The following is a 20,240-nucleotide window of genomic DNA, read 5'->3' on the forward strand; positions in this document are numbered from 1 at the left end:
ATTACGCTTGGGATGCTGCGACGCAGCACGCCAACGCTACCATTCACGGGTAGCGCTATAATCCTGCCAAGGAAGGAGTCTTTCACGCAAACATTCCAGCCGTTCATTCCGTCCGAGGCAAACAACTGCTACTGAGGAAGTAGGGCAGCGTACTCCGACTACCGAACAAATCGGCACCAATATCGCCCATTACAACGCAGTATGCTCCACCAGTGGCAAAAAGGCATTTGGGCGGGCGCTGTTCACCCACCCTTTCGTTGCATTACCCGGCAGGCAGAACCTGTGACCGTTGTTGCCCCAGCCCGGCAATTCCCAGTGTCACGACCTCGCCGCCGTGCAAATAGCGTTCCGGCGTCTGGCCCATGCCAACGCCCGGCGGCGTCCCGGTGGAGATCACGTCACCCGGCTGCAAGCTCATGAACTGGCTGCAATAGGCGATCAGGTGCGGCACCTTGAAGATCAGTGTCGACGTACTGCCGGACTGCATGCGTTCGCCGTCGACATCCAGCCACATGTCGAGCTGGTTGACATCTTCGATCTCGTCCGGTGTGACCAACCAGGGGCCCGTCGGGCCAAAGGTGTCACAGCCCTTGCCCTTGTCCCATGTCCCCGCGCGATTGAGCTGAAAATCGCGTTCGGACACGTCGTTGATCACGCAAAATCCGGCGACATGATCCAAAGCGTCCGTCTCTTCGATATAGGCGCCGGGTTTGCCGATGACCACGCCCAGTTCGACCTCCCAGTCGGTCTTGACCGACCCGCGCGGGACGCTTATCGCATCATTTGGGCCAACCACGGCAGAGGTCCACTTGTTGAAGATGATCGGCTCTTGCGGGATAGCCATCCCTGCCTCTTCGGCATGGTCGGCGTAGTTCAGGCCGATGCAGACGAACTTGCCGATACCACCCACGCAAGGGCCAAGGCGCAGATCCACTTGCGGGATACCCGCAACCACCGGCAAGCTGTCGGGGTCGAGCGCGCGCAGGGCGGCCAGCCCCTCGGGCTCCAGAACAGCCCCCGCGATATCCAGCACGATCTGCGACAGGTCGCGCACGCGGCCATCCTTATCCAATAGTCCCGGTTTCTCGGCACCAGGCGCGCCGTAGCGAAGCAGTTTCATGATCTCTCCGTTTACTTGTCGCAGCCCTTCAGGCCTCGCGATCCCCACCAAGGCCCGAAATCGCCTGTATCAGGCTGTCTTCGGTCACTTCGTCACTCGTGAACGTCCGCATGATGCGGCCCGAATACATCGCAATAATCCTGTCCGAGACATGCAGCACCTCGGGCATTTCCGAGCTGATGACAATCACCGCATAGCCTTGCGCCGCAAGCTCCCGAAGCAATTTGTGGATCTCGGACTTCGATCCGACGTCGATGCCGCGCGTGGGTTCGTCGACGATCAGCACGTTGGGATGCATCGATAGCCATTTGCCAATCACGATCTTCTGCTGGTTGCCCCCCGACAGGTTTCCGACCTTCTGACGCCAGCCCGGTGTGCGGATGTCCAGCCTGTCGCGATATTGGTCGAAAATCGCCACCTCGGCGCCCTCGGCCATAAACGGTCCCGCCCTGAGATCATCGACCTGCGGCAGGGTCATGTTATCGCGGCAGTTCATGCCCAGGACCAGCCCTTGCCCCTTACGGTCCTCGGGCACCAGACTGATCCCCTTCCCGATCGCATCGGCGGGCGAATGAATGTGCACTTCCTCGCCGTCTAGCAGGATCTGTCCAGCCGACGGAACGCGCAGGCCAAACAGCGTTTCGGCAATCTCGGTCCGGCCTGCGCCGACCAGCCCGTAAAAGCCCACAACCTCGCCGCGGCGTACAGTAAAACTGACATCGCGGTAGAGGTCGCCGCAACTGAGCCCCCGCACCTCCAGCGCCACGGCGCCCAATTCGTGATGGGCGGCGTTGCGGCTGAGGTCCAGTTTGCGCCCGATCATCATCTGGGTCACGGTTTCCTCGTCGGTCCCGGTGGTCTCGACGGTGCCCTGATACTGGCCGTCGCGCAGCACGCTGATCCGGTCGGTGATCTTGAAGATCTCTTCCATCCGGTGCGAGATGTAGATGATCCCAACCCCGTCCTTTTGCAGATCGGCGATCACTTCGAAGAGCACTACCTTTTCTGCATCGGTCAGCGAGGCTGTGGGTTCGTCAAAGATCACCGCCTTGGCATCCACGGTTAGCGCGCGGGCAATCTCGACCATCTGCTGGTTGGCGATGGACAGATCGCCTACACGCGTCATGGCATCGAAACCAACGTTCAGCTTTTTCAGAATGGTGTTGGTCTGCTCGGCCAGCCGTGCCCAGTCGACGCGGCCAAAGGATTTGCGCGGCAACTCGCCCAGATAGATGTTTTCGGCAACTGACAATTCCTCGGCGAGGCTCAGTTCCTGGTGGATGAAGACGATGCCTTTGGATTTGGCTTCCAGCGGGCCGGACATGACGACGGTCTCGCCGCCCATGACAATCTCGCCGCCGTCAGGCTGATAGATGCCACCCAGCACTTTCATCAACGTGGACTTGCCCGCGCCGTTTTCCCCCATCAGAGCATGAACTTCGCCGGGCAGGACGGAAAAGGACACACCGTCGAGGGCACGCACGCCGGGGAAGGTCTTGACGATGCCTTCGAGACGCAGAACCGGATCGGTCATACCTTCAACTCCTCTTTGCCTTTGACGTTGAGCTGTCGATCAAGGAACAGCACCGCAATCAGGATGCAGCCGATCACAAGGTTCACGGTCGAGGTGTCGGCGCCGATATGGCCCAGCCCCTTGCGCAGCAACTGGATGGCGATGACGCCGCCAAAGGTGCCGATGACCGACCCGGCACCGCCGGTGATCTTGGTGCCGCCTAGCACAACGGCGGTGATTACCCACAGTTCATACAGTTGACCGTCATTGGGGTTCACCGATCCGCTCTCGGAGTAGAACACCACCGCCGACAGTGCCGCCAGAAAGCCGATGATCGCGAAGTTGATCATCATATGCGGGCCGACGCGGATACCGGCATTGACCGCCGCGTCGCGGTTGTCGCCGATGGCATAGGCGTTGCGGCCATGCACCGTGTGCTTGGTTAGAAACCAGATCACCAGCGTCACCGCCAGAAGGAACCAAGAGGCCGTGGCCAGCCCGAGGAATTCGGCTTCGGCAAAGTCCACAAGCGTCCAGTTCAGGTGGCTGGTGGGGTTTTCGCCGTTGAACATGAAGACGACGCCGCGATAGCCCAGCATGGAGCCCAGCGTAACAATAAAGGCATCCACCCCTGTCTTCCACACGATCAGCCCGTTCAGCGCACCCAGAGCCGTGCCAACCAGCAGCGCCAGCAGCCAAGCAACCGGGATCACCCAGTCGCCAAGCCCCGCAAAGATCGGCCAAGTCATACTGTCCAACAGGACAATCGCGGCGATGGCAAAGGTGGCGCCAACGCTCAGGTCGATATTGCCGTTGACCATGACCATGGTCATGCCCATGGCGATGATCCCGATGGGCGCCGACTGTTTCAGCAACAACAGCATGTTTTCCCAGTTCATGAAGGCCTTGTCAGACAGCGACAGGAATTCCCCCGCCACGCTGAAGAAGATCAACTCCAGCACGATAAAGCCCCAGATCGCGCCGCTTTTCAGCGCTTTGGACAGTGCACCCGGTTGCATATTCAGCACTCCCTCAAGCTATAGGCGACAAGAGCTTGCCGCGCTTGGCCGCGATATCGAGCCAGACAGCAAGGATGATGATGACCCACGTCACAACGAACTGGACGTAGAATTGCAGACCGAGCAGCAGAAGGCCGTTCTGGATGAATCCAAGGATCAGCACGCCGATCACGGTCTTGAAGATCGTGCCCGACCCGCCCAGAAGCGACGCACCGCCAAGGATCACAGCGGCCAGAACCTCAAGCTCCAGCCCCTGCCCAACGGTGTTTTGCGACCCCAAGGACCGGCTGGCCTGAATAAGACCGGCGGTGGCGACGCAAGCCGATGAAATCAGGTAGCATTGAAACACAATCCGTGCGCGGCGGATGCCGGAAAACGTGGCTGCGGTGCCATTGCCGCCCACGGCATAGACCTTGCGACCGAACGGCGTGCGGGCCAGCACCACCCCAAGAAACGCAGCCAGACCAACAAAGATCAGGATCGGCACCGGAATACCCAGAGCGCTGCCCTGGCCAAAGACGGAAAACCACGTGCCTTCCTTGTCGGCGATATCCATGTTCTGGCCGCCCGAATAGGTCAGCGTCAGGCCATGGATAGCCGACAGCATCCCCAGGGTCACGATCAGCGAATTGAGCCTGAGATACCCCACCAGAAACCCGATGATTGCCCCAAGGCACAGCGTCATGGCAAACATCGCCGGTATGGCCAGCGCCGGGCCGATCTTGTCGTGCAGATCCAGCACCACGATGGTCGAAAAGCTCATCATCGAGCCGACCGACAGATCCAGATTGCCGCTGATCACCACAAAGGTCACCCCCAATGCCATGACCCCAAGGATGGCCGAGGACCGAACGACGCTGAACACGTTGTCGACGCTCAGGAACTTGGCGCTTGCAAGAGTGAACGCGATCATGAAGATCGCAAAGGCGATCAGGATACCTTGCCTGGCAAGGATGCCGCCGATCTTTTGCTTGGTCAGTGTCGCCATGGTCCCCTCCCTGAAGTCCCCGTGCGTTTTCCGTCAGACCAGCGTCATGCCACCGTCGATCATCACGATCTGGCCGGTCATGTAGTCGCTGTCTTTCGACGCCAGGAACGTCGTTGTTCCCGTTATGTCATCTGGGGTCGCGACGCGCCCCCTGAGGATCTCTGCCGAGAATTCCTCCATCGCCTGACCCGGACGGTGAGCGGCCCCGATCTCCATCAGGTCCTGATCGACCTGCTCCCACATCTCGGTGGCCACAACGCCCGGCGCAAAGCCTGTCACGGTGATGTTGTGCTTGGCAAGGTCGCGCGCGCCCGACTGGGTAAGCGACACAACGGCGAATTTGGACGCGCAGTAGGGCGCGACATTGTCAAACCCCTGACGGCTGGCGATGGACGCCGTGTTGATGATCTTGCCGCCACCACCCTGCGCAATCATCTGGCGCGCGGCCTCCTGCATGCCGATCATGCAGCCCAGACCGTTCACACCCATGATGAAATTCCAGTTTTCTTCGGTCACATCGAGGAAGTTCATCGGTTTGTTCACACCGGCATTGTTGAATTTCACGTCAAGACGGCCAAAGGTTTCTACCGTATGCGCAATCATCGCGCGGACCTGTTCGCGGTCCGTGACGTTCGCTTGTGCCGACGTCACGCGCCCGTTGTGGGCGCTGCGGGCGGCTTCGGCCACCTGGGCCACCTTGTCGCCGTTCAGGTCAGCGAAACAGACCTTGGCGCCCTCCTGCAAAAGAGCCTCTCCGATAGCGCGGCCAATACCTTGTGCGGCGCCTGTCACGATACAGACGCGATCCGACACCCGTCCCATGGCGTGCCCCCCTGAATGTCACTGAAAAAAATCTGCGGGGCATGGACCCAACCACCCCCGCAGCATGCTGGCTGGTCTTAGAAGACCGGCTTGGTGAAGTCGCCCATGTTGTCCTGGGTGATCTTCGGCGTGTCGAAGTAGTTCAGGAACGGAACGTCCTTGCCTTCCAGCACGTCGATGGCGGTCTTCAGAGCGGCTTCGGCATCGTCGACCGGCGACTGGTAGATCGAGCCCCAGTATTCTCCCGCGCCCATTGCCTCGTAACCGACGGCAAAGTTGGTGGCGCCGACAAAGATGATGCCTTCGCGGCCCGCGGCCTTGGCGGCGTTCAGAGCCCCGACGCCCATGTTGTCGTCCCCGGCGTAGACGCCGTCGATGTCGTCGTATTTTACAAGAAACGCTTCCATCACCTGCTGGGATTTCTCGCGGTTCCAGTCGCCCGGCTGGGTGTCGACCACGGTCACGTTCGGGCAAACTTCGGGCAGACGGTCTTCAAAGCCCTTGGCCCGTTCGATCGCGGTGGTGTATCCCGGCTGACCGGTGATGTGCACGACCTGGGCCTCGTTCTCGATGCCCATTTCCTTGAACTTGTCGCACATGATCTCGGCCGAACGTGCACCCTGGGTGATGTTGTCGGGGCCCGAGAAGGACTTGACGAAGTCGAAACCGGCTTCGGCGATGTTCGAGTTGGTCACGATGACCGGGATACCAGCCTGATGTGCCTTGCGGACAGCGGGGATCACGGCCTCGCCATTGGTCGGCCAGATGATGATGGCGTCGACTTCCTGCTGTATCAGGTCTTCCATCTGGGCGATCTGACGCGCCACATCGCCACCTGCATCAAGCACGACAGCCTCGACATCGGCATTCGCCTCGGCGGCCGCGATGAAGGCCTTTTCGTAGGTCGTCTGATAGCTATCTACCCCGACGTTATTCTGGGTGATGCCGATCTTCATGGTTTCGGCGGATGCGGCGCCAGCCAGGAAAACAGCGGTGCTGGCAACCAGAGCAGTGCGAATTTTCATTTGTAATCTCCTCCCGGATTGAACCGGTTACATTCCCTGAGCGCCTGCACCCCTCCCGGACACTGACGCAGCATTCGGCGTACCGAACGACTGAAGCTACTTTGCCGATTCTCGCTGCACCGCGACGCATGCAATGTATCCAAAATGGATATACAATTGTCCATATCCGACACTTTTGGGATACGCCCCGGATGTCAACTTGAACATTTTCAAAGAGGCCGCTGCATGACCGACTCGTCGAAATTCAAAATGAACATTTCCCGGCCTGAACCCCGCAGGGCCAATGTAGAGAGACCCGCTAAACCCATGAACGCCCTTGGAGGACAAATTCAATCCGGACCGGCTTCGCCTCAGGCGAAGGCCGAGAGTCTCGCGATTTTGTCCTTTTTGGATGATTTCAACGACGAGCTTGAAAGCGCACTCGACATCATCGCGCCAAATGCCCATCTGCACATGGCAATGCACCTGTTGCAGGGCCATTTCGATGGCAAGATGGTGACGCCGACCTCGATGATTGGCGCCAGCCGCGTGCCGTATGCCACGGCGAACCGCCGGCTCAGGGAAATGGTTGAAGCAGGACTGATCGAACAGCGCCCCCGCACGAAGACCGGCAAAAGCTTTTCCATGCATCCCAGCGAACAGCTGCTGGAACAATGGATGCAATTGTCCGGGCGGGTCCGGCGCTTGGCCGAAACGCGGTTTGGTGGGCGGGCGCGGGCACAGGATACCAAGGATTACTATTTCGGCGGCAGCTATTCAGCTGCGCAGTCCATCCCGCCGCTCAGTGTTCTGTCAAAGCCTTTGAAACTGCCGGGCGGCCTGCGGGTTCTTGTTCATGGCGATCCAACGTTCATGGTGATGGACACACTCAAGCGCCAGTTCGAACAGGTGATCGGAACCACTATTGCACAACGCGCCTTTTCCATCGACCGCCTGCGCGACGAGGCACTGCGCAACGCCGAACGGCCCGCCAGCCGCTATGACATCATTGCGGTGGACCTGCCCTGGATCGGCGAGTTTGCCGAAAAGAACGTTCTAATGCCGCTGGATCAGGTGATGGATCTGGTGCGGCTTGATCCGGCGGATTTCCACACTGCCGGCTGGAAAGCGGCGCATTGGGGTGGGCGCGCCTATGGCGTGCCAGCCCAGACCACGCCGGAGCTGCTGTTCTATCGCCGCGACTTGTTTGCCGAGGCCGGGTTGGAACCCCCGGCAACCACCGACGCGCTTTTGACTGCCGCACGTACCCTGCACGATCCGCGCCGGGGCCGGTATGGCATCGCGTGGAACGCGGCGCGCGGCACCGCGCTGGGGCACACTGTTTTGATGACCATGGCGGACTTTGGTCAACCAGTGCTGGACTTGCCCGAAATCGCCGGTGGGTTCGACACCGATCACCTGGCGCGAGGCAACTACCGGCCAACCATCGACACCGACGCGGGCCTACGCGCGGCGGAATTCCTGTTGGAACTGCTGGACTATTCGCCCCCCGATATTCTGTCGATGTCGTGGTACGAACGCGTTCGCCCCTACGCGGCAGGCAGCATTGCAATGGCCTATGGCTATACCTTGCTGGCCCCGTACTTCGAGCTCGACGAAAGCTCGCCCGCCAGCGGGCAAACCGGATATTTGCCGCACCCCTCTGGCCCCGGCGCTAGCCCGGTCGCCCCGGTTGGCGGCTATGTCTTGGGAATCCCGGCCAACCTGAGCCCAGATCGCGTGCCCGCCGCTGTAGAGGCGCTGACCGTGTTCACCTCGCCCGAGGCGCAAAAGCTCTATGTGCAAAACGGCAGCCGCACCAACCCGCGCTATTCCGTCGGGTCTGACCCCGAAGTGCGCCGCGCGTCGTCCATATTCGAGGCGGTCGATGCCATGTCCTGGCGTGACGAGTTGCAATTCTGGCCGCGCCCGCCGGTACCCGAGATTGTCGATATCATCCAGATCTGCGGCGAGGAATTCCACGACATGCTGCGCGGCATCGTCACCCCGCGCGACGCGCTGCGCAAGGCACAGGCCCGCGCCGACGCCATCATCCAATCAAACCGAATACCGTGACACCCGAGGAGGAGAGACCATGTACCCCAATCGACTGAAAGGTAAGAACATACTGATCACCGGTGCCGCCCGCGGCATGGGCGCCGCCAATGCCGAAGCCTTTGCCGCGCAAGGCGCCAACGTGTGCCTTGGAGACCTTGATCAGGCAGAGGCGCAGAAGGTGGCCGACCGGATCAACGCCGTCGGCAACGGCAAAGCGATTGCCGTCAAAATGGACGTGACCAAACGCGAAGACAACGCGAGCGCCGTGGCAGCCACGGTCGAAGCGTTCGGGTCGATCAACGTGGGTCTGTTCAACGCGGGCCTCAACAAACCCCGGTTCTTCATGGATATCGACGAAGACAACTGGGACATGATCATGAACGTCAACACCAAGGCGATGTGGCTGGGCATGCAGGAAACCGCCCGTCAGATGATCGCGCAGGGCCCCGAGGGCGGACCATACAAGCTAATCAACGTAGGCAGCATCGCGTCCAAGAAACCCTTGGTTGATGTAACGGTCTATTGCACCTCGAAATACGGCTGTCTGGCGCTGACCGAATGCGGCGCGCTGGGTCTGGCCGAACATAACATCACCGTCAACGGTTATGCGCCTGGCGTCGTTGTGACTCCCCTGTGGGAACAACTCGACAAAGACCTGGTCGAGATCGGCTTCAAGGAACGTGCCGGTCAGGCCTATGACGACATCGTGGCCAACAATCTGGTGATCAAACGGGTGTCCTATCCCGAAGACATCACCGGCACCGCATCGTTCCTCGCGTCCTCGGACAGCGACTACATGACCGGCCAGATGATCTCGGTCGACGGCGGTTGGGTTACCAAGTAACGAGCTGAAATTCCTTAACTTCACACAATCAACGGGCCGCGCATCCGCCGCCCGGAGGAGATCCCCATGTCCCGCGCATTGATGCCGAACATGCTCACCCCGCAAGATCTGGAACCCAACTGGGAGTGGCGCGACAAGCTGCCCGCATGGGGCCACATGTCGGTCGATTTCGAACGCCGGATCGACCACGACCGCCTGCGCCGCTACCGCCTGGCGCGGACGCGACAGGCGCTTCAGAACTCACCTGCAGGTACGCTGCTGCTGTTCGATGTTAACAACATCCGCTATGTGTCCGCCACCAAGATCGGCGAATGGGAACGGGACAAGATGTGCCGTTTCTGCCTGCTGACCGGCGATGACAGCCCCTATGTCTGGGACTTTGGCTCGGCGGCGGAACACCACAAGCGCTATTCCGACTGGCTGGAGCCCGAGCACTGCCTTGCCGGCGTTGTCGGCATGCGAGGGACAATTCCGCCCGAATTTGGTCTGATGAAGAAATACGCCAAGCAGATCGCCGGGCTGATCCGTGATGCCGGCATGGGCAATATGCCGGTCGGTGTCGATTACGCCGAAACCGCCATGTTCCACGCCCTGCAAGAAGAAGGCCTCAACGTCATTGATGGCCAGCAGATCATGCTCGCCGCGCGTGAGATCAAGAACTGGGACGAAATCCAGCTGCTGACGCAGGCGGCCTCCATGGTCGATGGCGTCTACCACATGATCTACGAAGAGCTGAAACCCGGCGTGCGCGAGAATGACATCGTCGCCCTGTCGAACAAGATGCTCTACGAGATGGGCTCGGACGACGTCGAGGCGATCAACGCCATTTCCGGCGAGCGCTGCAACCCGCATCCACATAACTTCACCGACCGGCTCTTCCGCCCAGGCGATCAGGCGTTCTTTGACATTCTCCAGTCGTATCAAGGCTACCGCACCTGCTACTACCGGACCTTCAACATCGGCCGCGCGACGCCAGCGCAGAACGACGCCTACGTGAAGGCGCGCGAGTGGATCGACGCCTCGATCTCCATGATCAAACCGGGCGTGAGCACCGACAAAGTCGCGGAAGTCTGGCCCAAGGCCGAGGAATTCGGCTTCCCGAACGAGGACGCTGCATTCGGTCTGCAATTCGGTCACGGTCTGGGTCTGGCGCTGCACGAACGCCCGATCATTTCCCGCGCCGTGTCGCTTGATCACCCGATGGAAATCCAGACCGGCATGGTCTTTGCGCTGGAAACCTACTGCCCCGCCGCCGACGGATACAGTGCCGCGCGCATCGAGGAAGAAGTTGTCGTGACGGAAACCGGATGCGAAGTCATCAGCCTGTTCCCCGCCGAAGACCTGCCCATTGCGAACCGGTACTGAGCGATGGCTAACCCGTTCGACCTGACAGGGCGACGCGCGCTTGTCACCGGCGGCGCAACCGGCATTGGCAAGGGCATAGCCCTTGCCCTTGCCGACGCGGGTGCCGATGTGGCGCTGACCTATCGAAGTCACGCCCCGGAGGAAACCATCGCCAAGATCGAGACCATGGGGCGCAAGGCTGTGGCGGTGAAAGCTGATTTCACCGGCATGGACGAACCCGCCGCCGGGGAAGTGGTCGGCTTTGCCGCCGACGCACTCGGCGGGCTGGATATTCTGGTGAACAATGCCGGGATCATCCACCGCGGAGACAGCACCGATATGCCGTTCGAAGACTGGCGGCGCGTACTGTCCGTCAATCTCGATTCCGTCTGGTTGCTGTCGCAAGCGGCTGGCAAACGAATGGTCGGGCAGGGGTCTGGCAAGATCGTGATCGTGTCTTCGGTGCTGGGATCGCAAGGCGGCCTGCGCGTGCCGGCCTACGCTTCGTCGAAACACGCAGTCTTGGGCCTGACCAAGGCGCTGTGCAACGAATGGGCTGGCCATGGCGTCAACGTGAATGCCATCGCTCCGGGCTACACCGCCACGGACAACACGCAGGCGCTGCGCGACGATCCCGAGCGGTCGATGGCGCTGCTGGAGCGTATCCCGGCAGGCCGCTTTGCCGAACCGCATGAAATCGCCGGGGCCGCCGTGTTCCTCGCCTCTGATGCTGCCGCTTATTGCCATGGCAGCGTCGTGACCGTGGATGGCGGCTGGCTGGCGAGATGAAAGAGAAACCATGACACAGACATTTGCAGGAAAGTCCGCCCTCGTCACCGCCGCCGGAAACGGCATCGGACGCGCCGCCGCCGAGGCATTGGCGGCGCGGGGCGCAAAGGTGATCGCCACCGACATCGACGGCGCGGCGGTTGAGGCCGTCGCCACAGGAACGCAGGGCATTACCGCCAGACAACTCGACGTGCTGGACAGCGCAGCGGTGCACGCCCTTGTCGCCGCCTATCCAGGCATCGAGGTCCTGGTGAACTGCGCCGGGTGGGTGCATGACGGCTCCATCCTCGACTGCGACGAAGCGGCTTGGGACCGCTCTTTCGCACTGAACGCCAAGGCACTCTACCGCATCACCAGGGCCGTCCTGCCCGGGATGCTGGACCGGGGCGCAGGCTCCATCGTCAACATCGCCTCCATCGTTTCAAGCGAGAAGGGCGCGCCGCGCCGCTTCGCCTATGGCGCGTCCAAAGCTGCGATCATCGGCATGACAAAATCCATCGCCGCCGATTTCGTGAAACAGGGTATCCGCTGCAACGCCATTTGCCCCGGCACGGTGCAGAGCCCCTCGCTCGAAGACCGTCTGCGTGCCACCGGCGATTTCGACGCGGCGCTGGCAGCTTTTAAGGATCGGCAGCCGATGGGCCGCCTTGGCAAACCCGAAGAAATTGCCGAGATGGTCTGCTATCTGGCGGGCGACGGATCGGCGTTTACGACCGGACAGGCCTTTGCCGTCGATGGCGGGTGGTCGATCTGATGGCCCGCCCGCTTGATCGCGCCGCCTGCATTGACGACCTGCGCGTGATGGCGCGGCAGCGCATCCCGCGCTTTGCCTTCGACCTTGTGGACGGCGGGGCGGAGTCAGAGCGCAATATGCGCCGCAACGTCGAAGCCTTTGAAGACATCGAACTTACCCCGCGCTACATGGTGGACGTGTCGCAGATCGACACACGTGCAACGTTGTTTGGCCAGACCTACAACGCCCCCTTCGGCATGGCACCCATTGGAATGCTCAACGCGTTCTGGCCGGGAGCCGATCTGATCCTTGCGCGCCTGTGCAAACGCGAAAACATCCCCTACGTGGCGTCCTCCGCCGCCTCAACCACGCTCGAAGCGCTGGCCGAGGCCGCCGACGGCAACGGCATGTTCCAGCTCTACGTCTCGGGCGACGACAGCGTGACCGAAGGGTTGATCTCCCGCGCCGAAGCCGCAGGTTACACGACGATGTTCATCACTGCGGACGTGCCCGCCGCAGGCAAGCGCGACCGCGACATCCGTAATCAGCTTGCCGTGCCCTTCCGCTTTACCCCCGAGGTCATCGCACAATGCGCAATGCACCCCCGCTGGGCGCTGACAAGTCTGCGCTGCGGCACGCCCAACGTGGCGAATTACGCCGACTTGCTTCAAAGCGCGACCTCCTACGCAAAGGTGCAAAAGACCCTGATCACGCCGGGATTTACCTGGGACGACCTGAGGAAACTGCGCAACCGCTGGAAGGGCAAGCTTCTGGTCAAAGGAATCCTGCACCCGGAGGACGCGAAACGCTGCGCCGAACTCGGCTGTGACGGGATCGTCGTGTCGAACCATGGCGGGCGTCAGGTCGCCTTTGGGCCCAGTACGGTGGCGGTGCTGCCCGGAATCGCCGAGGCTGTGTCAGGCAAGATGACGGTGATCGTGGACAGCGGCATCCGGCGCGGCGCGGACCTCTTGCGCGCCCGCGCACTTGGAGCAGATTTCGCGCTTGCGGGACGGGCGCTTGCCTTCGGAGTGGGCGCAGGTGGTGCGGCAGGGGCGGCGCGCGCGATGGATATCCTCAAACTGGAATTGGTCCGCGCGTTGGGACAGCTGGGTGTGCCTGCCATGGCCGACGTCGGTCCCGAGCATCTCGTCACCGCAGTTTCGCGCAATCGTCCGTAAAGGCGCGCGGTCCTGCAAGAGCTGTGAGCGGACCGTAGATACAGTCCGCCAGCGGTTAACTGTTGCCGGATCGGCTCCTGAGTCGCTGTCAGCGAGGCAAAACCGTCTTTCGCAAGTTCATGCCTCCTGAAGCGCCCGCGCCTGATCGCGTAGGGCGAATTTCTGGATCTTGCCGGTAGAGGTGCGGGGGGTCGGTTCGTTGTAAAGAAGGTCCGCATTGGCGGTTGCCGAAAACCTTGCTGCATCGCGGCGAATTCACGCTCCCTGTCCCCCTATCGAAAAGGTTGATTTGCTTCGTAGCAAAAATATCCAGCCTCCCTCTCGCTGTCGTACGAGCGAACGTTCGATTTCAGGCCTTTCTCGACACTCGCCACCGAGATCGAAGTATCAAGGTGATCCATAGATATATCTGTTTAACTTCAAATGCTTATCATAAATTTACTAAATCGGCGCAGTCATCAGCTTTAGAGAGTATCGGGGCAGAGAGAACGCTTTGAACACTCCGCCCTCTAGGCTAGTGCTCAGCTTCTCCCGCATAACCCTCTAAAACAACGCAAAAATCCAGCCGCAGCCGGATCGGGAGAACGCTTTCGCAGGGGCAAGTGGCGGAGGGGACGGGTCTGGCGTCAAACCTTCTCCGGCCGTTAAGGCATTGTTATTGAGAGGTTTAAACCAGCAGCCGCAAGCCAGTCCCACCGAAACGCCATCAGACAAGCGAGATGTCCGTCCCGCCTCTTTGAGGCAGGAGCGAGTTGTCTTGAGCCGAAGCACTCTCCACTCTTACTAGTACCTCCATCGAGAGCAAATCGACGCACGATCCGATAAAGTTGCCTGCCACTGGGGTGACCTGTGCGATGTTTCGGGCCACGGCGAGTGGTATCAGGTTCCGGGACCCGAAGCTCCGGTTTGTGGGATCGAAGGCAATCCATCCGGCACCGGGGACAAATATCTCGACCCAGGCATGGGTGGACCCGGAACCCGCAGACCCAAGGAGGCTTTCTTCCGCATCGGACAGATAGCCGGACACTATGCGGGAACCGAGTCCAAGCGTGCGCGCGGCTTCGGCGAGCAGGACCGCGAAATCACGGCACGAGCCGCATCGCCGTTCGAGCGTCTCGATCGGTGACTGGGTGCCTTCGGTGTCTCGGCTCTGGTACGACGTCTTGCTGAACACACCGTTGCTGACGTCCTTCAGCAAAGAAAGCGTGTCGGTTGGGCGTGCCATGACGAATCCCTCGCCCCATCGGGCCAGGTGGCTGTCTGGGTCGTAGTATTGCGGTACCGTCAACGCGCCCAGATCCGTCCATTCATCTGCGGCGTAGACAAAGGGATACTGGGCAGCCGAGGCAGCAATTGCAAAGACCGGCCACGCTGGCGCGGTGAGCTCCACGGTGGCGCGGCTCTCGATCACCAGATGATCTGTCTGGCCGTCAAAGACGGCGGTGGCGATGGTATTACCGGCCACGTCATGAGCCCAGGTTACCGTCGCCGTCGGAGAAATGGGCAGGGCATGCGCAAGTAGTCGCAGTTCCCGAGTTTCGCGGGGATGCACCATCAACCTGTGCGGTCCGAGAGAGACCACGTTACGGTATCGATAGGTTGTGGTGTGAACGATGTCGAGACAGGCCAGAATTGTGTTCCCGTACGGTTCGAGGAAGACGGCGCGCGCCTATGGGGATCATCGGCGGCGAGATGCGCCCGGGCTAGCAGGCACGGCGTTTCGCCAGGCGTTCAACCCCTTGCAGCGCCGACAAATCCGTTCTCCGAAGCCTTCGCTCCAGAACAAGGTTTCGCATCGCAGGCATTTGCGGTCTTGCGGAACGTCACCCAAGGCCCTCGCGGTCGCGATTTCCGGCGCAACAACTTCAGAGAGGGCCTCGTCCGCCATCACGTTTGTCCCGCTGCCAGCCGGGTGCGCAAGTCCGGCGGCGGGTCCGGTCGTGAAGGCATGCCTTCGTTTTCGGCGGTCCGGATTGCCTCATCGTCCCGTCTCCTTTGGGTGGTCGTCTTCGAAGTCGGAGCATTTGAGCCGGGATCAGGCGTCCCAAGCCCGGAGTAAAGATGTCGCAAGTGCGCCTCGGAGACGCCGTCGGCCTTCATCATGAGACGTATCATCGGATCAGCCAGCATTTCCTCCAAAAAGAAGTCGGTCAACGCCCTGCCCGTCAGCTTGTCCTTGGCGCGTGCATGGTCCAGGTCGGCAAGGGAAACGGTCAGAGTCCGCGCAAGCCCCGGATGCGATATCCGGGGATGAAGTTTCACCAGGACGGAGGCTTTCCAGGCTTCGGGGTCCCGTTGATCAGGGGGTGAAGGAACCTCCGCTTCGATCTCGTACTCTCCCGCCGCGAGCGTCTCGTCAAAGCCTGGAACAGTGAAGGGCCGGGAAAAAACCGCAACGGTCTTGCTCGTCAGATCTTCCATTGGCGCGTTCCTTTCCCTTGTTGCTGTGGATGGTCCGCGCCCCTCATAGGTATGAGGCGCGTAACCTTTGTACGTCTCAAGATGTCTTGGACTTCGCGGGTGCTTCCTTGCCAGCGGCCTTGGGCTCGGTCTCCTTGGCAGGGGTCTTCGCGGTCTCCACAGGCTTCGGCTTCATTGCGGCCGCGGCCCTGGCGGTCAGGTCTTTGAAGGACATGTCATCGATCCTTTGATTGGCCGACGCCAACTCCTCGTCCATGTCGGACCGGGATACCTAGCATCGGTAATATCTATATGAGGATTAACGACCCGAATTACGATGGTGCATCGAAAAGGTAGCCAAAATCAGTCAGGCCAATTCATCCGTCCAGACGTTGAATTCCGTCAAAGTGTTCTGGCCGAAGGTCTGGTTTAGAGGGACATCGGCGGCATCGCGGCCGCGCGCGATCAGAATTCTCGCAAATCGCGGTTTTTTGTTCCGCGGGTCGAACATGTGCCATTCACCGGCGAGAAAAATCTCCATCCAAGCGGCGAAGTCCCCGGGCGGATGAGGACGAGTCTCCCCGATGTCACTCAGATATCCACTGCAGCAGCGGGCCGGAATGTTCATGCAACGACACAGCGCGATGGCAAGATGTGCAAAGTCGCGGCAGACACCTGTCGCTCGGCGAGGGACTGCGATGCGGTGCGCGTCGCCTTCGCCTGCATATAGTCGCGCGGACATGTCCATACACGAAATCACAGATCGCCCGAACGCGTGACCAACCGGGGGCCGAGGTCTCGAACAGCCGTCGGGTGCGCTCGACCTTAGGTGGGGAGGCATTGAAATTCGATTTCGATGGAGTGCCTTCGTTCTCGGCCACCTGGATCGCGAAGTCCTGCGGGATTGTCGGGTGGGTGCTACCGGTCATCGCAAAGACAACTTGTGCAAGGCCGCCGCTGCAAGAGCATGCTCCTTCTGGTGGTAGTCGCCGCGGAACTTGCCATCGACCTGCACCTCCCAAATGCCGTTTCTTTCGCGCACTTGAACCCCACCGCGCTGCGCTGGCCGGACCATAGAAGACCCCTGTTCTCCTTTGCTTTTCGGCGGCACGGGTTGCTTGTCGGTCATGTCCGGCTCCTTCGCATTGCGCGTGCGCTCTTCTCCGAGGAGCATCACGGCGCGAATGAACTCTTCCGCGTAGTCGTCCGTTTCGCGGTGGTCATGTTCGTGCCGGGCCATACGCATCGGCTCGACGAACCGTTCTCGCAGGTGGTCGACGAAACGCGGCTCGGTACGAGCCATGTAGGCGATCAGGGCCTGCAGGATCCGTTCATGGGCCAGCACGCGCCGTTCGAGATCGGTCGTCTCTGCTGCCGTTCTGGTAAGATATTTGACTGATGTCATGGCTTATCATCCTTCACGCTTCGTGGTGCGACGCTGGATATCGTGTGTTCGAGCGTCGACAGGGAGGCCGTCGCCTCGTCGCAATCCAGCTCTTGCCATCCACCTAACATCCAGGCGGACATCGGGTGCTGACGCAGGTTAGGGGCACGAAAATTAAGTAGGCGTCTCTTGCTCAGAAGCGGAACGAAACCGGCCTCGGCAGTCCAAGTGTCATCAAGGTGCTTCCGGCATGAGTAGGTCCTTCTGCCTTCGGTGTAGCCCAATTCACTTCATATGTGGAAACCCCAAAAAGCCTGCATGAAATCTCGCGTTAGTCTCATCATGTTGCCTGCTTGCCGATGGCCCAGATGATGACGAGTGCGGACAATGAGAGGAGGAGAATGGCGGCCGCCTCGATCAGTATGTTTTCCGGCGCTAATTCCTTGCCCTTCAGGACGACCAGCCGTCCGACCGCAGGGATCGCAATAAAATTGGATACACGAATACAGAATTGCGTTTGGCGTAATACAACGCAACCATTCCGATCACTTCAAGATAGAGAAACATCAGCAGAATATCGGCAAGCAGGATTGTGCCAAGGCGATAGATAGCCACGATTTCGAATGTGACAGCGAGGAGGGTAATGGCCACGATCACAACCAGCAACAGACCCAGGGCAAACAACCTTTCGCCGCGCCCTGCGCCGTCGTCTTCCTGTGGGGGAACCGCCCTGTCTACCGCTACCGCTCCCGCTTGGTACCCTCTATTCATGCTTGAAGCCTTCCACCATGAACCTACGGGCCTGCTTCGACCTCCGTCTGTGTCACGATTGGCGTCGCGGGGTCTTGCGCTGGTCGGGCCCTGCCGATTGACGCCACGTCACCATCGCCTGGGACGCTGCCGGGGTCGCGGACGGGGTCTGCCCCGCCCTGCATGCCGCGCAGGAACTGGAACAGATCGCTGTCCGTCGTCAGGACAAGCGTCGTGTCGTCGGAGATCATGTCGCCGTAGGCCTGCATAGTTCGGGTGAAATCATAGAATTCGACCGAAACGGCATCGACATTGTAGGCGCCCGCATAGATTGCTGCTGCTGCGGCGTCGGCGGTACCGCGGATTTCCTCGACGGCACGATAGGCTTCGGACTGGATCTTGTTCAGATCCCGCACCCTGTTGCCTTGAATACGGGCCGCTTCACCGTTGCCTTCGGATAGGAAGCGTTCGGCGATCTGCCGCCGCTCCGAGATCATGCGGTCGTAGATCTTGGGCCGTACACTTTCGTTGTAGTTGATGCGTTTGAAGCGGATGTCGAGAAGTTCGATCCCGAAGACGCGCACCTTTTCCGCCGCCGCCTCGAAGATCTGCTGCTCGACCAACGCCCGCCCTTTGGTGATTGGAACGAGGGCGCCAATGTCCTGCGCAAGCTCTTGGTCTGTCAGAAGCGTATCCCGAAGTGGTGTCCGCCCCCTCGTCGTCCGCACAATCTCGATGAGTTCGTGCTTGGCGACGGCGTTCCGGGTCTCGCTGCCGAGTATGTCGTCGAGGCGCGACTGGGCGCTGCGTTCGTCGCGCAGGCGCAGAAAGTATTGCAGGGGGTCGGTGATCTTCCAGCGCGCGAAGAGATCGACCGAGATATAGAGCTTGTCTTTGGTCGGCATGTCCGATGGCGAGCCGTCCCACTCCAGAACCCGGCTGTCGATCCGGTTAACCTCCTGAACGAAGGGGAGTTTCAACTTGAGACCGGCCTCGGTGATCGGCGCGCCGACCGGCTTGCCGAACTGGGTGATGATGGCCTGTTCGACCTCGCCGACCGTGTAGACGGCGGATGACGCAGCGACGACCCCGGCAACCGCGATCCCCGAGGCAATAAGCGAAATGGTCTTCATGGATGCTCTCCTGTCTGTCGATCCAGGTTCAAAAGCGGCAGGATGCTTGCCGTGGACCCGTCGACGATGATCTTGGAACCAATTCCCGGCAGAACATCCTGCAGGGTTTCGATGTAGATCCGGCGCCGGGTCACCTCGGGAGCCTGGCGGTATTCCGTCAGGAGCGCCGTGAACCGGGCCGCATCGCCCTCGGCTTCGTTGATCCGCCTCAAGCGATAGCCATCGGCTTCGCGGATGCGCTGGTCCTTTTCGCCCTCGGCCAGAGGTATGACGCGGTTGTATTCGCGGCGGGCCTCGTTAATGATCCGCTCCTTCTCTTGTTGTGCCTGGTTGACCTCGTTGAACGAGGCTTGAACCGGCTGGGGCGGATTGATGTTCTTCAGCTGCACCTGATCGATACTGATGCCCATCGCGTATTTGGTCGCGAGCGCCTGCATCTTCAGCAGGGCTTCGCTTTCGATTTCTTGGCGCCCGACGGTGATCACCTCGTCGACTGTGCGGTCTCCCACAACTTCGCGCATGACGGACTCCGAGACGTAACGCAGGGTCGCGCTCGGCTCACGCACCTCGAACAGAAATTTCCGAGGTTCGGAAATCCGGTACTGCACCACCCACTCCACGAGCGCGGCGTTGAGATCGCCAGTCACCATCTCGGTTTCGCGGCGACCGTCCGTCGGGCTCTGATAGGGATCGGAGGCACCCGGAGTCGTGAACCCGAACTCTTGTTTTAGCTGGCGCTTGACCGGAACCAAACTAGCTACGTCGATCCCGAATGGAATCTTGAAGTGCAGCCCCGGAGGGACCTCGGCCGCGTACTTCCCGAACCGTTGGACAATCGCAACGGAGTCGCTCGGCACCGTGTAATATGAGGACCACGCCCCAAACGCCGCAAGCGCAATGGCGGCCCCGATCGCAAGACGCTTCACCGGCGGCAGACCGTCCGGCAGAATGCCGTGCAGCCGATCCCGGCCCCGCCTGAGAATTGCGTCAACCTCAGGGGGAACGCGGGTCTGCTTGTTTTTCCAAGGTCCGCGATCTTCCTGTCCATTGTCATCAGCAGGCATCGCAAGCTCCTCTCTCTCGATTTCGGCGCTCGGGGCGATGCGTGGCTCGCGCGTTTGACGGTGCGACCCGTTTTGCGCCATCACATCGTCGGCT

At 60.6% G+C, this 20,240-nt stretch carries 21 protein-coding genes; 6 read left to right on the forward strand and 15 right to left on the reverse strand.

Features of this window, described 5'->3' with window-relative positions; all coding sequences use genetic code 11:
* Nucleotides 1-262: 262 nt before the first annotated feature.
* From BLT75_RS15570 to BLT75_RS15595, 6 genes are all read right to left on the reverse strand, one after another.
* Nucleotides 263-1,120 (reverse strand): fumarylacetoacetate hydrolase family protein, encoded by an 858-nt coding sequence (locus tag BLT75_RS15570; protein ID WP_093033763.1) that lies wholly within the window; start codon nucleotides 1,118-1,120, stop codon nucleotides 263-265.
* Nucleotides 1,121-1,148: 28 nt separating this feature from the next.
* A complete protein-coding gene (locus BLT75_RS15575) occupies nucleotides 1,149-2,654 on the reverse strand; it encodes a sugar ABC transporter ATP-binding protein (protein WP_093033654.1) in 1,506 nt (501 codons plus the stop codon).
* On the reverse strand, nucleotides 2,651-3,652 hold the full coding sequence (locus BLT75_RS15580; protein ID WP_093033656.1) for an ABC transporter permease: 1,002 nt from the start codon (nucleotides 3,650-3,652) through the stop codon (nucleotides 2,651-2,653). Before BLT75_RS15580 ends, BLT75_RS15575 begins: the two co-directional genes overlap by 4 nt.
* A gap of 13 nt (nucleotides 3,653-3,665) precedes the next feature.
* Nucleotides 3,666-4,640: an ABC transporter permease gene (locus BLT75_RS15585; protein WP_093033659.1), complete on the reverse strand. Its 975-nt coding sequence runs from the start codon at nucleotides 4,638-4,640 to the stop codon at nucleotides 3,666-3,668.
* Nucleotides 4,641-4,673: 33 nt separating this feature from the next.
* Nucleotides 4,674-5,462, reverse strand: a complete 789-nt coding sequence (locus BLT75_RS15590; RefSeq protein WP_093033662.1) for an SDR family NAD(P)-dependent oxidoreductase — start codon at nucleotides 5,460-5,462, stop codon at nucleotides 4,674-4,676.
* A gap of 77 nt (nucleotides 5,463-5,539) precedes the next feature.
* Nucleotides 5,540-6,487, reverse strand: a complete 948-nt coding sequence (locus tag BLT75_RS15595) for a sugar ABC transporter substrate-binding protein (RefSeq protein WP_093033665.1) — start codon at nucleotides 6,485-6,487, stop codon at nucleotides 5,540-5,542.
* A gap of 306 nt (nucleotides 6,488-6,793) precedes the next feature.
* Between BLT75_RS15595 and BLT75_RS15600 the strand changes: the two genes are divergently transcribed.
* From BLT75_RS15600 to BLT75_RS15625, 6 genes are all read left to right on the forward strand, one after another.
* Nucleotides 6,794-8,542, forward strand: coding sequence for an ABC transporter substrate-binding protein (locus BLT75_RS15600; protein ID WP_245706552.1), 1,749 nt, complete (start codon nucleotides 6,794-6,796; stop codon nucleotides 8,540-8,542).
* 19 nt (nucleotides 8,543-8,561) lie between these two features.
* Complete coding sequence (locus tag BLT75_RS15605) at nucleotides 8,562-9,368, forward strand: SDR family NAD(P)-dependent oxidoreductase (protein ID WP_093033671.1); 807 nt, start codon at nucleotides 8,562-8,564, stop codon at nucleotides 9,366-9,368.
* A 66-nt stretch (nucleotides 9,369-9,434) separates the two neighbouring features.
* Entirely contained in the window at nucleotides 9,435-10,733 is a 1,299-nt protein-coding gene (locus tag BLT75_RS15610; protein WP_093033674.1) for a M24 family metallopeptidase, read from the forward strand.
* A gap of 3 nt (nucleotides 10,734-10,736) precedes the next feature.
* Entirely contained in the window at nucleotides 10,737-11,501 is a 765-nt protein-coding gene (locus tag BLT75_RS15615; protein ID WP_093033677.1) for an SDR family oxidoreductase, read from the forward strand.
* Nucleotides 11,502-11,511: 10 nt separating this feature from the next.
* A complete protein-coding gene (locus BLT75_RS15620) occupies nucleotides 11,512-12,255 on the forward strand; it encodes an SDR family oxidoreductase (RefSeq protein ID WP_093033766.1) in 744 nt (247 codons plus the stop codon).
* On the forward strand, nucleotides 12,255-13,415 hold the full coding sequence (locus BLT75_RS15625; protein WP_245706553.1) for an alpha-hydroxy acid oxidase: 1,161 nt from the start codon (nucleotides 12,255-12,257) through the stop codon (nucleotides 13,413-13,415). The genes BLT75_RS15620 and BLT75_RS15625 overlap by 1 nt, the downstream gene beginning before the upstream one ends.
* 706 nt (nucleotides 13,416-14,121) lie before the next feature.
* Here the strand turns inward: BLT75_RS15625 and BLT75_RS15630 are convergent.
* The 9 genes from BLT75_RS15630 to hflK form a co-directional block, all read right to left on the reverse strand.
* Nucleotides 14,122-15,048, reverse strand: coding sequence for a transglutaminase family protein (locus tag BLT75_RS15630; protein ID WP_342727714.1), 927 nt, complete (start codon nucleotides 15,046-15,048; stop codon nucleotides 14,122-14,124).
* 254 nt (nucleotides 15,049-15,302) lie between these two features.
* A complete protein-coding gene (locus tag BLT75_RS15635) occupies nucleotides 15,303-15,836 on the reverse strand; it encodes a hypothetical protein (RefSeq protein ID WP_093033686.1) in 534 nt (177 codons plus the stop codon).
* 76 nt (nucleotides 15,837-15,912) lie between these two features.
* Entirely contained in the window at nucleotides 15,913-16,050 is a 138-nt protein-coding gene (locus BLT75_RS24415) for a hypothetical protein (RefSeq protein ID WP_176828067.1), read from the reverse strand.
* 132 nt (nucleotides 16,051-16,182) lie between these two features.
* Nucleotides 16,183-16,563, reverse strand: a complete 381-nt coding sequence (locus BLT75_RS15645; RefSeq protein WP_245706554.1) for a transglutaminase-like domain-containing protein — start codon at nucleotides 16,561-16,563, stop codon at nucleotides 16,183-16,185.
* 177 nt (nucleotides 16,564-16,740) lie between these two features.
* A complete protein-coding gene (locus BLT75_RS15650) occupies nucleotides 16,741-17,220 on the reverse strand; it encodes a hypothetical protein (RefSeq protein ID WP_245706555.1) in 480 nt (159 codons plus the stop codon).
* A 319-nt stretch (nucleotides 17,221-17,539) separates the two neighbouring features.
* A complete protein-coding gene (locus tag BLT75_RS25205; RefSeq protein ID WP_342727716.1) occupies nucleotides 17,540-17,704 on the reverse strand; it encodes a hypothetical protein in 165 nt (54 codons plus the stop codon).
* Nucleotides 17,650-17,970, reverse strand: a complete 321-nt coding sequence (locus tag BLT75_RS15655) for a hypothetical protein (RefSeq protein WP_245706556.1) — start codon at nucleotides 17,968-17,970, stop codon at nucleotides 17,650-17,652. Before BLT75_RS15655 ends, BLT75_RS25205 begins: the two co-directional genes overlap by 55 nt.
* A 23-nt stretch (nucleotides 17,971-17,993) precedes the next feature.
* The gene (hflC, locus tag BLT75_RS15660) at nucleotides 17,994-19,082 is read right to left on the reverse strand and encodes a protease modulator HflC (RefSeq protein WP_093033691.1); all 1,089 of its coding nucleotides are present in this window, start codon (nucleotides 19,080-19,082) and stop codon (nucleotides 17,994-17,996) included.
* Nucleotides 19,079-20,146: an FtsH protease activity modulator HflK gene (hflK, locus tag BLT75_RS15665; protein ID WP_093033772.1), complete on the reverse strand. Its 1,068-nt coding sequence runs from the start codon at nucleotides 20,144-20,146 to the stop codon at nucleotides 19,079-19,081. Before hflK ends, hflC begins: the two co-directional genes overlap by 4 nt.
* Nucleotides 20,147-20,240 lie beyond the last annotated feature (94 nt).

Origin of the sequence: Ruegeria marina (assembly GCF_900101475.1) — a bacterium.
Classification (GTDB): domain Bacteria; phylum Pseudomonadota; class Alphaproteobacteria; order Rhodobacterales; family Rhodobacteraceae; genus Ruegeria_B; species Ruegeria_B marina.

Bases quoted from the DNA above. Each gene is read 5' to 3' on its own strand.
- BLT75_RS15585 (WP_093033659.1), bottom strand. From the start codon at position 4,640: ATGGCGACACTGACCAAGCAAAAGATCGGCGGCATCCTTGCCAGGCAA.
- BLT75_RS15620 (WP_093033766.1), top strand. From the start codon at position 11,512: ATGACACAGACATTTGCAGGAAAGTCCGCCCTCGTCACCGCCGCCGGA.
- hflC (WP_093033691.1), bottom strand. From the start codon at position 19,082: ATGAAGACCATTTCGCTTATTGCCTCGGGGATCGCGGTTGCCGGGGTC.
- BLT75_RS15575 (WP_093033654.1), bottom strand. From the start codon at position 2,654: ATGACCGATCCGGTTCTGCGTCTCGAAGGCATCGTCAAGACCTTCCCC.
- BLT75_RS15590 (WP_093033662.1), bottom strand. From the start codon at position 5,462: ATGGGACGGGTGTCGGATCGCGTCTGTATCGTGACAGGCGCCGCACAA.
- BLT75_RS15600 (WP_245706552.1), top strand. From the start codon at position 6,794: ATGAACGCCCTTGGAGGACAAATTCAATCCGGACCGGCTTCGCCTCAG.
- BLT75_RS15570 (WP_093033763.1), bottom strand. From the start codon at position 1,120: ATGAAACTGCTTCGCTACGGCGCGCCTGGTGCCGAGAAACCGGGACTA.
- BLT75_RS24415 (WP_176828067.1), bottom strand. From the start codon at position 16,050: ATGTCCTTCAAAGACCTGACCGCCAGGGCCGCGGCCGCAATGAAGCCG.
- BLT75_RS15655 (WP_245706556.1), bottom strand. From the start codon at position 17,970: ATGAATAGAGGGTACCAAGCGGGAGCGGTAGCGGTAGACAGGGCGGTT.
- BLT75_RS15580 (WP_093033656.1), bottom strand. From the start codon at position 3,652: ATGCAACCGGGTGCACTGTCCAAAGCGCTGAAAAGCGGCGCGATCTGG.
- BLT75_RS15610 (WP_093033674.1), top strand. From the start codon at position 9,435: ATGTCCCGCGCATTGATGCCGAACATGCTCACCCCGCAAGATCTGGAA.
- BLT75_RS15595 (WP_093033665.1), bottom strand. From the start codon at position 6,487: ATGAAAATTCGCACTGCTCTGGTTGCCAGCACCGCTGTTTTCCTGGCT.
- BLT75_RS15650 (WP_245706555.1), bottom strand. From the start codon at position 17,220: ATGACATCAGTCAAATATCTTACCAGAACGGCAGCAGAGACGACCGAT.
- BLT75_RS15645 (WP_245706554.1), bottom strand. From the start codon at position 16,563: ATGGACATGTCCGCGCGACTATATGCAGGCGAAGGCGACGCGCACCGC.
- BLT75_RS15605 (WP_093033671.1), top strand. From the start codon at position 8,562: ATGTACCCCAATCGACTGAAAGGTAAGAACATACTGATCACCGGTGCC.
- BLT75_RS15635 (WP_093033686.1), bottom strand. From the start codon at position 15,836: ATGGAAGATCTGACGAGCAAGACCGTTGCGGTTTTTTCCCGGCCCTTC.
- BLT75_RS15625 (WP_245706553.1), top strand. From the start codon at position 12,255: ATGGCCCGCCCGCTTGATCGCGCCGCCTGCATTGACGACCTGCGCGTG.
- BLT75_RS15615 (WP_093033677.1), top strand. From the start codon at position 10,737: ATGGCTAACCCGTTCGACCTGACAGGGCGACGCGCGCTTGTCACCGGC.
- hflK (WP_093033772.1), bottom strand. From the start codon at position 20,146: ATGCCTGCTGATGACAATGGACAGGAAGATCGCGGACCTTGGAAAAAC.